At 67.9% G+C, this 13,959-nt stretch carries 11 protein-coding genes; all 11 read right to left on the bottom strand.

Translation table 11 applies throughout. The features are described from left to right. Nucleotides 1–73 precede the first annotated feature (73 nt). On the bottom strand, nucleotides 74–1,504 hold the full coding sequence (gene murC / locus EV283_RS08730) for a UDP-N-acetylmuramate--L-alanine ligase (protein ID WP_130324470.1): 1,431 nt from the start codon (nucleotides 1,502–1,504) through the stop codon (nucleotides 74–76). Between the two features lie 154 nt (nucleotides 1,505–1,658). Further along, nucleotides 1,659–2,801 (bottom strand): undecaprenyldiphospho-muramoylpentapeptide beta-N-acetylglucosaminyltransferase, encoded by a 1,143-nt coding sequence (gene murG, locus EV283_RS08725; RefSeq protein WP_130324468.1) that lies wholly within the window; start codon nucleotides 2,799–2,801, stop codon nucleotides 1,659–1,661. Further along, nucleotides 2,798–3,979: a putative peptidoglycan glycosyltransferase FtsW gene (locus EV283_RS08720; protein WP_130325077.1), complete on the bottom strand. Its 1,182-nt coding sequence runs from the start codon at nucleotides 3,977–3,979 to the stop codon at nucleotides 2,798–2,800. Before EV283_RS08720 ends, murG begins: the two co-directional genes overlap by 4 nt. Nucleotides 3,980–4,044: 65 nt before the next feature. Then, nucleotides 4,045–5,445: a UDP-N-acetylmuramoyl-L-alanine--D-glutamate ligase gene (gene murD / locus EV283_RS08715; protein ID WP_242615880.1), complete on the bottom strand. Its 1,401-nt coding sequence runs from the start codon at nucleotides 5,443–5,445 to the stop codon at nucleotides 4,045–4,047. Then, nucleotides 5,442–6,512, bottom strand: coding sequence for a phospho-N-acetylmuramoyl-pentapeptide-transferase (mraY, locus tag EV283_RS08705; RefSeq protein ID WP_130324466.1), 1,071 nt, complete (start codon nucleotides 6,510–6,512; stop codon nucleotides 5,442–5,444). Before mraY ends, murD begins: the two co-directional genes overlap by 4 nt. Further along, complete coding sequence (murF, locus tag EV283_RS08700; RefSeq protein WP_242615879.1) at nucleotides 6,513–7,892, bottom strand: UDP-N-acetylmuramoyl-tripeptide--D-alanyl-D-alanine ligase; 1,380 nt, start codon at nucleotides 7,890–7,892, stop codon at nucleotides 6,513–6,515. It lies immediately after the preceding gene. A gap of 163 nt (nucleotides 7,893–8,055) precedes the next feature. Continuing rightward, nucleotides 8,056–9,471: a UDP-N-acetylmuramoyl-L-alanyl-D-glutamate--2,6-diaminopimelate ligase gene (locus EV283_RS08695; RefSeq protein ID WP_130324462.1), complete on the bottom strand. Its 1,416-nt coding sequence runs from the start codon at nucleotides 9,469–9,471 to the stop codon at nucleotides 8,056–8,058. A gap of 10 nt (nucleotides 9,472–9,481) precedes the next feature. Continuing rightward, on the bottom strand, nucleotides 9,482–11,200 hold the full coding sequence (locus EV283_RS08690) for a penicillin-binding protein 2 (protein WP_130324460.1): 1,719 nt from the start codon (nucleotides 11,198–11,200) through the stop codon (nucleotides 9,482–9,484). Further along, nucleotides 11,197–11,892 carry a hypothetical protein gene (locus EV283_RS08685; RefSeq protein ID WP_130324457.1) on the bottom strand — a complete coding sequence of 232 codons (696 nt, stop codon included), beginning with the start codon at nucleotides 11,890–11,892 and terminating at the stop codon, nucleotides 11,197–11,199. The genes EV283_RS08690 and EV283_RS08685 overlap by 4 nt, the downstream gene beginning before the upstream one ends. Then, nucleotides 11,889–12,839, bottom strand: coding sequence for a 16S rRNA (cytosine(1402)-N(4))-methyltransferase RsmH (gene rsmH / locus EV283_RS08680; RefSeq protein ID WP_130324455.1), 951 nt, complete (start codon nucleotides 12,837–12,839; stop codon nucleotides 11,889–11,891). Before rsmH ends, EV283_RS08685 begins: the two co-directional genes overlap by 4 nt. After that, nucleotides 12,836–13,336, bottom strand: coding sequence for a division/cell wall cluster transcriptional repressor MraZ (locus EV283_RS08675; RefSeq protein WP_056052920.1), 501 nt, complete (start codon nucleotides 13,334–13,336; stop codon nucleotides 12,836–12,838). Before EV283_RS08675 ends, rsmH begins: the two co-directional genes overlap by 4 nt. Nucleotides 13,337–13,959: the final 623 nt, after the last annotated feature.

Here is a 13,959-nt window from a genome sequence, read left to right as displayed (position 1 = left end):
CCGTGGCCAGCCCCCTCCACCATGCCCTGCATAGTCCCCCTCCCCGTACCGGGTAGGATTTGCGCGCCATCACTCACGCCGGCACCTTCGCACGCTCGACCGCGATCGCATCGGCCAGCCCAGACGCCCACTTGGTAATATCGCCAGCGCCAAGGCAAACGACCATGTCGTCAGCCTCGATCGTCGCCGCCAGTTCGACCGCCAGAGCATCGGCGTCCGCGACCGCGCCGGCAAACCGGTGCCCGCGCCGCTTCAGCCCCTCGACCAAAGCCGCCGCATCGACGCCCTCGACCGGCGCCTCGCCCGCCGCATAGACCGGAGTCACCAGCACCCGGTCCGCGTCGTTGAATGCGGTCTGGAAATCCTCCATCAGATTGCCGAGCCGCGAATAGCGATGCGGCTGCACGACCGCGATCACGCGCCCCTTCGCCCCCTCGCGCGCGGCGGCCAGCACCGCGCGGATCTCGACCGGATGATGCCCGTAATCGTCGATGATCGCCACACCGCCACCCTCGACCGGAACCTCGCCCACCTTGGTGAACCGCCGCTTCACGCCGCCGAACTTGGCAAAGCCCTGCTGGATCGTCGCATCCTCGATGCCCAGCTCGAGCGCGACGCCGATCGCGGCCAGCGCGTTCTGGACGTTATGCCGGCCTGGCATCGGCATCTCGATCCCGTGGATCGTGCGCGTCGCGCCGTCACGCGTCCGCACCACGCAGTCGAAGCGGTTGCCGCCCGGGATCGGCGTCACCTCGACACCGCGGACATCCGCCTGCGCCGAGAAGCCATAGGTCACGATCCGCCGGTCGCGCACGCGCGGCAGGATCCCCTGCACCTCGGGATGATCGAGGCACAGCAGCGCCGCCCCGTAGAAGGGCACGTTCTCGACGAACTCGACAAACGCATCCTTCACCGCGTCGAACGATCCGTAATGATCGAGATGCTCGGGATCGATGTTGGTGACGACCGCGATCGTCCCGTCGAGCCGCAGGAAGCTGCCGTCGCTCTCGTCCGCCTCGACCACCATCCAGTCGCTCGCACCCAGTCGCGCGTTCGAGCCGTAGGAGTTGATGATGCCGCCATTGATCACCGTCGGATCGACGCCGCCTGCGTCGAGCAACGCCGCCACCATCGATGTCGTCGTCGTCTTGCCGTGCGTGCCCGCAACGGCAACCGTCGACTTCAGCCGCATCAGCTCGGCGAGCATTTCCGCACGCCGCACCACGGGCACGCGCGCGTTGAGCGCTGCCTCGACCTCGGGGTTCGAGCGCACGATCGCGGTCGACACGACCACCACCGCGGCATCGCCGATATTCGCCGCGGCATGGCCGATCGCGACCGGGATCCCCTTGTCGCGCAGGCCCTGCACGACATAGCCCTCGGCGACGTCCGACCCCTGCACGCGGTAGCCGAGATTCTTCATCACCTCGGCGATGCCCGACATGCCGATCCCGCCGATCCCGACGAAATGGATCGTGCCGATATCCGTTGCGACACCCCTCATGCGAAAATTCTCCCCTGCAAGGGTAGGGGGACCGCGACGCGCAGCGGCGGGGTGGAGGGGGCAAGCCACGAAACACAGCGCTGGAGGAGAGCCCCCTCCACCATGCTGCGCACGGTCCCCCTCCCCGTCCCGGGGAGGATTTTTGCGAGCGTCTTCATGCGAACTGCGCCTTTGGCTTGGACGGCGCACCGACCGGAATCCGCGACACCGGTGCATCCAGGCTCTCGACCAGATCCGCCAGATCGCTTGCGGCATTCGGCCGCCCGCAGCTGCGCGCGCGTCCCGCCGCGTTCTGCAACGCGGCCGGGTCGAGCCCGAGTTTCTGCATCTGCTTGGCCAGTTCCACTGCGGTAAAGTCTCCCTGCGCGATCGTCCGCGCGCCGCCTGCCCGAGTCATCTCGCGCGCGTTTGCGGTCTGGTGGTCGTCGGTCGCACTCGGCAACGGCACCAGGATCGCCGGACGCCCGGCCGCGGTCAGCTCCGAAATCGTCGACGCACCCGCGCGCGCGATCACAAGATGCGCCCAGGCGAGTTGTTCGGGCATATCGGGAAGATACGTAGCCAGTTCGGCCGGAATATCATGCTCGGCATATTTCGCACGCACCGCATCGATATCCTCGATCCGCGCCTGATGCGTCACCTGAAGCCGCCGCCGGAACGTCACCGGCAGCATCGCCAGCCCATCGGGCACCACCTGCGACAGGATGCTAGCCCCCTGGCTGCCCCCCGTCACGAGCACGCGGAAGATCCCGTCCTCCTCGAGCAGCGGATAGGGCCGCGACCGCAGCGCCAGCACCGCCTCGCGCACCGGATTGCCGACCAGATGCGTCTTGCCCAGCAGCTTGGCCGCCAGCCGCTCGGTCGGCTCGGACGAGGTCGCGATCGCATCGACGCGGCCTGCAACGAAGCGGTTCACGCGCCCCAGCACCGCATTCTGCTCGTGCACCGCGGTCGGAATCTTGTCCGCAAACGCCGCCAGCAGCGCGGGCAGCGCCGGATAGCCGCCGAAACCGATCACCGCCGCCGGCTTGAACGTCGCGTACAGTTCGCGCGCCATCGCCCGCCCGCGCCACATCTCGCGCGTCGCCTTCGCCCAGCCGAGCGGCCCACCGGCAAAGCGGCCCGCGGGCAGGACATGCGTCTGGATCTCGTCGAACAGCCCGGGAAAGCGCACGCCGCGCGCGTCGCTCACCAGCGCGACGCGGTGGCCGCGCTTGGTCAGCTCGGCCGCAAGCGCCGCCGCCGGGACCATGTGTCCCCCGGTGCCACCGGCTGCGAGGACATAATGCTTAGTCATTCACCACTCCAGCGGACGACATAGGGGCTCCGCGTGAGAAACGGATTGCGCCGGGTGAACGCCAGCAGCAACCCCATGCCGACCGAAAGCGCGATCATCGACGATCCGCCATAGCTGATGAACGGCAGCGTCATTCCCTTCGACGGCGCGAGCCCGGTGTTCACCGCCATGCTCACCAGCGCCTGCGCGCCGAACTGCGTGGCCAGCCCGGCAGACGCCAGCAGCTTGAATTCGTCCTGCTCGTCCAGCAGCTTGACGAACACGCGCACGACGATCGCCAGGAAGATCACCGCGATCACCGAACACGCGATCAGCCCGAATTCCTCGCCGATCACCGAGAAGATGTAATCGGTATGCGCCTCGGGCAGCCCGAACTTCGCCGCGCCCGCGCCGGGCCCGGTCCCGGACCAGCCCCCCGCGGTCAGCGTGTTGTGCGCCGCGTTGGTCTGGAAATGGTCGCCCGCGCCCTCGCCCTCGACGCCCGGAAACAGGAACGCGTCGATCCGCGACCTTGCCACGCCGTAGAACACATAGGCCGCGACCAGCCCCGCCGGCGCCATCGCGATCAGCCCGATCAGCACCTTGGCGGGCGTCCCCGCGATCATCAGCAGCGCCAGCCACACCGAACAGAAGATGATCGTCTGGCCGAAATCGGGTTGCAGCATCAGCAGCACCGCCACGCCCGCCGTCATCGCGCCGGTGATCAGCACCGTCGGCAGTTCCGAATCCTTCGCGCGCAGCGACAACAGCCACGCGACCGTCACGATGAACAGCGGCTTGAGGAACTCGGACGGCTGGAATTGCGCGAAGCCGTAGCCGAGCCAGCGCCGCGCCCCGTTCACCTCGACCCCGATAAACGGCGTCACCATCAGCATCAGCACGAACGCCGCACACCCGCCGATCGCCATTCGCCGCGCCATCGATACGGGCATCATCGACACGCCGATCAGCACCGGCAACGACACGCCGACCCACATCAGCTGCCGCCAGAAATAATAGAGCGGTGCGATCTTGCGATGCTCGCCCGAATAGCGGACCGCGCTGGCCGGCGACGCCGCCGCCACCGCGATCAGCCCGATCGCGATGAGGAACAGCGTCAGCAACAGCAGCATCCGGTCGATATCCCAGAACCACGTGCCCAGCGGCGACTGATCGCCGCGCCCGCCACGCCGCTTCATCTTCGCGACGATCCCGTTCTTCTGTCCGGGCACACCCATATTTATGGTTCCAGCGCGCAAATCGGTCATGCCAGCAACTCTACCGCGGCACGGAACGCCGCCCCGCGCGCTTCGTAATCGCGAAACTGGTCGAAGCTAGCACAAGCAGGGGATAACAACACCGTGTCCCCCGGCTTCGCATTGGCGGCTGCTGCACGAACCGCGGCGTCGAGCGTGCCGACGGTCTCGACGGGCATCGACCCGCCCAGGATCTTGGCGAATTTCGGCCCGGCCTCGCCGATCGTATAGGCACGGACGACATGCCCGAATGCGGGACGGCACGCGTCGAGGTCGTCCCCCTTCGCGCGCCCGCCGACGATCCAGTGGACCCGCTCGAACGCGGCGAGCGCGGGCGCCGTGCTCTCGGGATTGGTCGCCTTGCTGTCGTCGACATAGGCGACGCCGCCATAAGACGCGATCTGCTGCATCCGATGCGGCAGGCCGGTGAAGCTCGCGAGCGCGCGATCGATATCGACCTCGCTCACGCCCAGCGCCTTGGCCACCGCGATCGCCGCGAGCGCGTTCTGTGCGTTGTGCGGCCCCTGCAGCGCGGGCCAGTCGCCCTGAAACAGGCACACGCCGGGCGCGATCTTGGTCAGATGCTCAGCCCTGCCGGACAACCCGCGCGCGATCGCGGCGGACGGCGCATCGCCGATCCCGATGATCGCGTCATGCCCGGCCGACTGCATCGCGAACAGCCGCGCCTTGGACGCCGCATAGCCCTCGAACCCGTCATACCGGTCGAGATGATCGGGCGTAATGTTGAGCAGCACCGCGACATCGCAATCGAGCGTCTGCGTCAGGTCGATCTGGTAGCTCGACAGCTCGAGCACATAGACCCCGCCCTCCGGTAGCGCCTCCTGCTCGAGGATCGGCAACCCGATATTGCCGCCCATCAGCGTGGGAATACCGGCGGTCTTGAGGATGTGATGCACCAAAGCGGTGGTCGTCGACTTGCCGTTGGTCCCGGTAATCCCGACGACCTTGTGCGCCGGCAGGTCCGCGCGGGCTTTGGCGAACAGCTCGATATCGCCGATGACCGGAACGCCCGCGTCGCGCGCGACCGCGGCCAGCGGATGCGTATTCAACGGAACCCCCGGCGACACGACCAAGGCGTCGAACCCCGAAAGATCCTCCAATGGCGCAACACGCAAATCCTCCCCGGCACGGGGAGGGGGACCGCCAGCCAAAGGCTGGGGGTGGAGGGGGCCATCCGCAGGCGCAACGCCCGGAACAGCCCCCCCTCCACCAGCAGAGCTGGTCCCCCTCCCCGTGCCGGGGAGGATTGCTTCACGCTTGGCCTCATCCGAATCCCAAGCCACAACCCCCGCGCCGCCAGCGACCAGCGCCCGCACCGTCGCCGCCCCCGACCGCGCGAGCCCCAGCACCGCATAGCGCTTCCCGCGCCAGGCCTTCGCGACGATCACCGCAGTTTCAACGTCGAGAGGCCGACCAGCGCCAGCACCAGCGCGATGATCCAGAAGCGGATCACGACGGTCGCCTCCGCCCAGCCGAGCTGTTCGAAATGATGGTGGATCGGCGCCATCCGGAACACGCGCTTGCCCGTGCGCTTGTAGAAGAACACCTGGATGATCACCGACAGCGCCTCGATCACGAACAGCCCGCCGATGATCCCCAGCACGATCTCGTGATGCGCGACGACCGCGATCGTCCCCAGGGCGCCCCCAAGGGCCAGCGAGCCGGTATCGCCCATGAACACCGCAGCCGGCGGCGCATTGAACCACAGGAACGCAAGCCCCGCCCCGACGATCGCCCCGCAGAAGATCGCGAGTTCGCCCGCACGCGGGACATGCGGGATGCCCAGATAATCGGCGAACTTCACGTTCCCGACGAGGTACACGATCAGCATGAACGCGACGCTCGCGATGATCACCGGCATCGTCGCCAGCCCGTCGAGCCCGTCGGTCAGGTTCACCGCATTGCCGAACGACACGATCGTGAAGGCTGCGAACACCGGGAAGAACCAGCCGAGATCGAGATACAGCCGCGACGTGAACGGCAGATACAGATGCGGCCCGTTCTGCGACATGATGATCGTCGCCGCGATCCCGGCGATCGCGAATTCCAGCAGCAGCCGAGTCCGCCCGCTGATCCCCGCGGTGCTCGCCTTCCGCACCTTGTCATAGTCGTCCATGAACCCGATCGTCCCGAAGCCGAGCGTCACGAACAGGCACGCCCAGACATAGGTGTTGCTCAGGTCCATCCACAGGAAGATCGCAAGGCACATCGACGTCAGGATCATCAGCCCGCCCATCGTCGGCGTGCCGCGCTTGGCCAGGTGCGTTTGCGGGCCGTCGGCACGGATCGGCTGGCCCTTGCCCTGCCGCACGCGCAACCAGCCGATGAACCTGGGGCCGATGATCAGGCCGATGATCAGCGCGGTCGCGACCGCCCCGCCGGTCCGCACCGTCTGGTACCGGATGAGATTCAGCAGACCGGGAAACCCCAGATGCTCGGCGAGCCAGTACAGCATTCAGTTTTTCCCGCTCAAGAGACCTGCCACGATCCGAGCGAGCCCAACCCCGTTCGATCCCTTGACGAGCACGGCGTCGCCCGGCGCGACAAACGTCCGTAGCGTGGCGAGCGCGGTCGCAGCGTCGCCCACATGGACGGTTTCGATCTGTCCCTCAAGCACCTGCGCAAGCGGTGCCATCGCTTCACCGACCAGCAGCGCCATTTCGACGCGCGCCGCAAGGATCGGTTCGGCAAGCCCGGCATGATAGTCCGCCGAGGCGTCGCCCAGTTCGCGCATCTCGCCGAGCACCGCGATATGGCGCCCCGGTTCGTGGGCGAGGACGCTGAGCGTCGCGCGCATCGATGACGGGTTCGCATTGTAGCTCTCGTCGATCACCAGGATCTCGCCGTCACCGACAGATGCCATGGATCGCGCGCCGCGCCCCTGCAGCCCGCCGAGCTCGGCAAGCGCCAGCCCTGCGAGCCCGAGATCGCTGCCCGCCGCCTGCACGCACGCCAGCACGCCCAGCGCATTCGAAACCCAGTGCGCGCCCGGCTGCGCGATCGTGAAGCTCAGCTCGTGGTCCGCGGCCTGCCCCATCCGCGCCGTGACGAACGTCCCGCCGGTCGGCAGCCGCATCGCCTCGATCGCGCGCACGTCGGCCCCCTTTTCGCTGCCGAAGGTCACGACATGCGCGGCATGCGGCGCGGCATGGCCGAGCAGCCGGTCGCGATGCGGGCTGTCATACGGGACGATCGCGGTGCCGCCCGGCATCAGCCCGGCGAAGATCTCACCCTTGGCATCCGCGATCGCGCTCTCGTCGCGGAAGAAGGCGGTATGCGCGGGCGCGATCGCGGTGATCATCGCGATATGCGGCCGCACCAGCTGCGTCAGTTCGGCCAGTTCGCCGGCATGGTTCATCCCCATCTCGAACACGCCGAACACCGCATCGCGCGGCATCCGCGCAAGGCTCAGCGGCACGCCCGTATGGTTGTTGTAGCTCTTGACCGAGCGATGCACCGCGCCCGGCGCCGCACGCTCGAGACACGCGAACAGCGCCTCCTTCGCGCTGGTCTTGCCGACCGACCCGGTGACGCCGATGATCGTCGCGCCACTGCGCGCACGGCTCGCGGCGCCGAGCGCGTTCAGCGCGACGAAACTGTCCGCGACGAGGACGTGCGGGTGGTCGCAAGGCTCCGACACGATCGCCCCGGCGGCGCCCTGCGCAAACGCCTGGTCGAGGAACAGATGCCCGTCGCTCGCCTCGCCCCTCATCGCGATGAACAGATCGCCCGGGCCAACTTCACGCGAATCGAACGCAACGCCGGAGACCAAGAAGTCGCCCGACGCCACACCGCCCGTGGCGACCGCGATCTCAGCCGAAGTCCACAGACTCACTGCTCCCCTCCCGCTTGCGGGAGGGGTCGGGGGAGGGGCTGACCAAACAGGCCGGACGCCAGTACGTACATCGCGCCCTCCCCCGACCCCTCCCATGAATGGGAGAGGAGCAGAAGTGCTGTCTCGTCCCGCAAGCAGGAAGGGAATGAAGATCTAGCCCCCCTCACGCAGCACACTCCCGCGCCACGCTCACGTCGTCGAACGGCAGAACCATGTCGCCGACGATCTGCCCCTGCTCATGCCCCTTGCCCGCGATCAGCACGATATCCTCAGGCCCAGCCTCGCGCACAGCAGCAGCGATCGCCGCACGGCGGTCGCCGATCTCCTCGGCCCCGCGCGCGCCCTTCAGGACGTCGCTCCGGATCGCCCGCGCATCCTCGGTCCGCGGATTGTCGTCGGTCACGATCACGCGGTCGGCATGCAGCACCGCCACCTGCCCCATCGTCTCGCGCTTGCCCGTATCGCGGTCGCCGCCCGCGCCGAACACGACGATCAGCTTGCCCCCCGCATGCGGCTTCAGCGCGGCGATCGCGGCCTCCAGCGCATCGGGCGTATGCGCGTAATCGACATAGACCGGCGCGCCCGACTTCGCGATCACCGCGCGCTCCAGCCGCCCGCGCACCGGCTGCAACCGCGCCAGGTTCGCGATCGTCGCGGCCACGTCGCCGCCCGTCGCGATCACCAGCCCGGCGGACACCAAAGCATTCGCCGCCTGATACGCCCCGATAAGCGGCAGCGTCACCTTGTACGTCCGCCCCTCGGCCTCGATCGTCAGCCCCTGCCCCAGCAGCGTCGGATCGCGTGCCACCAGCCGCAGAGTCTCACCCTGCGTGCCGACCGTCACGAGCCGGTTGCCGCGCTCGCGCGCCAGGTCGATCACGCGCGCCGCTTGCGGATCATCCGCCCACACCACCGCGGTGCCATCGGTCGACAGCACTTCGGAGAACAGCCGGATCTTGGCGGTGAAATACGCCGCCATGTCGCCGTGATAGTCGAGGTGATCGCGGCTGAGGTTCGTAAATGCCGCCGCGGCCACCTTCAGCCCCTCAGTCCGGTATTGCGTCAGCCCGTGGCTCGACGCCTCGAACGCCAGGTGCGTCACGCCTTCGCGCGCCAGCCCCGCCACGTTCGACAGGAACGTCACCACGTCGGGCGTCGTCAGCCCGGTCGTCACGCGCTCGTCGGCGGTCGTCACGCCCAGCGTGCCGATCGACGCCGCATGGAAGCCCGCCATCCGCCACAGCTGGCGCGTCATCTCGACGCACGACGTCTTCCCGTTGGTGCCGGTGATCGCCACCGACGTCTCGGGAAATGGCGCGAAGAATTTGGCCGCCAGTTGCGCGAACCGCTCGCGCGGGTTCTCGTCGGCGATATAGGCGGCGCCCTCGACGGTCAGCCCGGGCCGCGCGACCACCGCGATCGCGCCCGACCGGATCGCGTCGGCGATATAGTCCTCGCCGTTGACGCGCGCGCCTTCGAACGCGCCGAATACCGTACCCGGCGCAACCTTGCGGTGATCGATCGCGAACCCCGTCACCTGCGCCTCTTCCGTACCCTCGGTCAGCGCTGACAGCTTCATTTGGTCGTCCTCATTGCCCGGTTGGCTGCGTACGGGTCGGGTCCTGCCACAAAGTCGGCACGATGTCAGACACGTCGATGTCGCGGTGCGCATCGGGCACCACGCCCAGCATCGCGCCGACGCGCGAGATCGTCCGGCCCACCACCGGCGCAGTGTTCCACGCAGCCGTCTTCCACCCGGCGGTTTCCTTCGTGCCGAGCGGCGAATCGAGCATCGCCAGCACCACATAGCGCGGCGCATCCATCGGGAACGCGGCGGCAAACGTCGCCACGTTGCGCGAATGGTCATAGCCACCCGACACCGCCGCCTCGGCCGTGCCGGTCTTGCCGCCGACGCGATAGCCCGGTGCGTCGCCCTTGCGGCCCGTGCCGCGCTGCACGATCAGCCGCAGCATCTGCCGCATCCGCGCGCTGGTCTGCTCGCTGATCACACGACGCCCGACCGGCGCATGCCCCGGCGCGACCTTCAGCAACGTCGCCGGCCGCCAGATCCCGCCATTGACCAACGCCGCATAGGCGCTGGCCAGATGCAGCGGGGTCACCGCGATGCCGTGGCCATAGGCGGTCGTCATCGTCGTCGTGCGCGCCCAGTATTTCGGCCACAACGGGCGGCCCTTCTCGCGCAGTTCGATATCGGGCTTGGTGTCGAAGCCCAGCTTCTTGAACATCGTCTGCATTCGCGCCGGCCCGACTTCGTCGGCGACGCGCGCGGTGGCGATGTTCGAGGAATAGATCAGCGTCTCGGCCATGTTCAGCCAGCGTTTGGGATCGCCCCGCTCGTCATGGATCGTGAAGCGGCCGACCTGCAGCGGGTGCGTCGCATCGAACCGCCGCGCGAACGACGTAACGACGCCGGTATCCATCGCGGTCGCCATCGTGATCGGCTTGAACGTCGATCCCAGCTCGAACACGCTCTGCGTCGTGACGTTGCGCAGCTCCTCGCTGCCCGCCATCCCGACGCGGTTGGGGTTGAAGGTCGGCAGCGAAACCATCGCGATCACCTCGCCCGTCGCCACGTCGAGGACGATGCCGCCCGCACCGCGCGCGGAGAAGGTCGTCATCGCGCGGCCGAGTTCGCTCTCCATCGCCGCCTGGACTCGGTTGTCGAGCGACAGCGCGACCGGCGTGCCGTTGAGCGCAGGGTTGGTCAGCCGCTCGTCGAGCACGCGTTCCATCCCGCTCATCCCGTGCCCCGCGGTCGACAGGAAGCCCAGCGCATGCGCCGCCATCGTCGATTGCGGATACAGGCGCTGCGTATCGCGGTCGAACACGATCGCGGGCTCGCCGATCGCATTGACCTGCTCGACGAGCGCGGGCGACGCGCGCCGCTGCAGATAGATGAAGCTCTTGCCCGATGTCAGCAGCGCATAATAATGCGCCTGGTCGCCCGCCTCGGGCATCAGCGCGGCCAGCTTGCTCGCGACCTCGGTCGGGTCGCCGATCAGCTTCTTGGGGTGGACCGCGATCGTCCACGCATCGATCGTCCGCGCCAGCGGCGCGCCATTGCGATCGACGATGTCGCCGCGTGCCGCGATCGTCGCTGCGCGCGCCTGCGGATCGGCGAGCGACGCCTGCACCGCCAGCATCCCCAGCCGCCCGACCACCACCAGCACCGCCGCGCCGAACAGGAACATCAGCATCATCAGGCGCGTGTGCGCGGTCGCCACCAGCGCGTGACGCTGGTTGGCGCTACGATGTTGCGCGACAGGCCGGGCGACCAACGCGGTCACCGCCGCCGGCCGCTCTCGGAGCGCGCACCGCTCATGATGTCACCCAGAGTTGTGTCGGACAGCAGCTTGCGATCGAGCATCGCGACCGCCTGCGGCCGAACCTTGGCGACGGCCGCCAGGCGATCGGTCTTGGCCGCGCGGACAAGGGCCGCCTCGGCAGACCGCGGCGTCGCCACCGACGCACGGATCACCACCGGCTTCAGCGCGGTCTTCGACGCGGCCGCAATCGCGACGTTGATCGCGCGCGGCGCGCTTGCCTGCGCCATCTGCACCGGCGCGGGCGCGAGCTTCACGACCGCGGGCGCCGCGGTCACCGGAACGACCGGCGTCGACACGACCGACCCTGCCCCCGACGGCACCAGCAGCGCGGCGGTCTGGACCCCGTCCGCGCGCAGGCTGTTGACATCGAGCGACGCGAGCGCGGCCTCGCTCACCACGAACTGGCCCGCGGTCGGCGCCGACAGCGCCAGCGTGTCGCCGTTCCAGCGCTCGAGCTGCGCGAGGTTGCCGCGCGTGTCGAACTCGGTCTCCAGCGCGCGGATATCGCGCTCAGCCGACCGGATCTGCCCGTTGACCGCCTCCAGCTTCTTGCGCTCGGCGGCCACCTGCAGCGACACGAGGTAGAAACCGAGCACGACGGCGACACAGCCCCCGAACCAGCCCACACCCTTCATCCGATACGCCGCCGTCATGTCGTCACCTCTTCCGTCCAGGGTTGCGCGGAGGTCCGCCGCGCCGTCCGTAATGTCGCCGAGCGCGCGCGCGGATTGCGTGCGACCTCGGCCTCGCCGGCGCGCACACCGCGGCCGACATGAGAAAAACTAGGTTCTGCAACGGCTTTCGCCTGCGGAAGATGACGCGAACCTGAAGGCGCCCCGCCCGAACGCGTGCGCAGGAAGCGCTTCACCATCCGGTCCTCGAGGCTGTGGAACGTCACGATCGCCAGGCGCCCGCCGGGTTTCAGCACGCGCTCGGCCGCCAGCAACCCGTCCGCCAGCTCGCCCAGCTCGCGGTTCACATGGATGCGAATCGCCTGGAACGCGCGTGTGGCCGGGTCCTTCTTGTCGTGCGCCTTGTAGCCAAGCGCACGGCGGACGATGTGCGCCAGCTCGCCGGTCCGCGTCAGCGGGCGCGCCGCGACGATCGCGCGCGCCACGCGCCGCGACTTGGGCTCGTCGCCATATTGGTACAGCACGTCGGCGATCTCGTTCTCGTCCGCCTCGTTGACGAAGTCTGCCGCCGACATGCCGGCCTGCGCCATCCGCATGTCGAGCGGGCCGTCCGACTGGAACGAGAAGCCGCGCTCGGCCTGGTCGAGCTGCATCGACGACACACCGATGTCGAGCGTCACGCCGTCGACCGGCGCCAGTCCGCGCGTCTCGAGCTCCGACGCCATCGCCGAGAAGTCCGCGGCGATCAGCGTCAGCCCGTCTTCGGCATCCTCGATTCCGCGGCCGGCGGCGATCGCATCGGGATCGCGATCGAACGCGATCACGCGAGCGCCCGACTTGAGCAAGGCCAGCGTATAGCCGCCTGCGCCGAACGTGCCGTCGACCATCGTCTCGCCGGGCTCAGGGGAAAGCGCGGCCAGGACCTCGTCGAGCAGGACGGGGATATGCGGAGCGTCAGGACTGCTCACAGCTGCACCCCCTTCTCGGCCATGTAGAAGCGCGCCATCTCCTTGACGACGGGGGGCATGCCGTCGGTGGCGATCAGCGTCGCGGGGTCCCAGATCTCGATATAGTCGAGCACGCCGTAGAAGAACGCATGGCCCTTGATACCCGCATAGAAGCGCGGGAAGGCGGGCATGATGAAGCGACCGGAGCCGTCGAAGGGGACGGCTTCGCCGGACGCTGCGGCGCGCTTGATGTTATAGTCGTACTCGCCGTTCTCGGACGTGTTCTCGGATTCGCGGCGGTCGAGGCGCTCGGCGAGAATGTCGACATAGCCCGGATCATACGCGACCAGGCAGCGATTCTTCTGATGCGCGCCGATAATGATGGTTCCGCCGTCCTTGCCGTTCGCCTTGGGCGCATTTGCGGAAAGTGTCGTGCGGAGCGCCGAGGGGATGGCTACCCGGCCCTTGTCGTCGACAAGGCCGATACCGTCTCCTTGATAGCGACCCCGCACCGACACGCCAAAACCCTTCGAAATGGCGCACACGCCTCACCATCTCAAAACGCGACTCTCGCCGCGTTCCGACCGCGCTGACAGCTAACGGTGAACGTGCCCCTGTATTAACCTCCATCTACCATAGAGGTCCGGGGACGCAACGGGATTTTTGGGGATTGGACGGAATTGCGACGAGTTCCGCGCGCCGCTTCGGGGGGAATTTCGGTGCAGATCGGACTCGATCCGGGCAGTCTGCGGGGTGTTGCCGGGGAAATCCAGGGATTTGGCCGATATCGATGCGCGCTGGTGTCGCGAACCAGCTCTCGAGCCGAATGCGACAGACCGAATGCCGTACGCAGACTGCCGTACGCTGAATGCGCCACGTGTCAGGCCGGACACCGGACGCGAGACGACGGACGGCGGATGGCGGATGGCGAGCCCTTGACGGCGAACGGCGAGAACCGAGAATAAACTATCGCACCACATGCCCAAAACCGTCACCCCAGCGAAAGCTGGGGTATCCCCATGTGACTCCCGTCGCCTGCCACACTGGAGACCCCAGCTTCGCTGGGGTGACGATATAGGGGATGATCGGAGTAACGATCCATGTGGCGATCCGGGCAACGATCAGGCTAACGACACCCGCC

It is taken from the genome of Sphingomonas sp. BK036 (assembly GCF_004216825.1).
GTDB lineage: Bacteria > Pseudomonadota > Alphaproteobacteria > Sphingomonadales > Sphingomonadaceae > Sphingomonas.
This window is presented reverse-complemented; position numbering and strand designations above follow the sequence as displayed.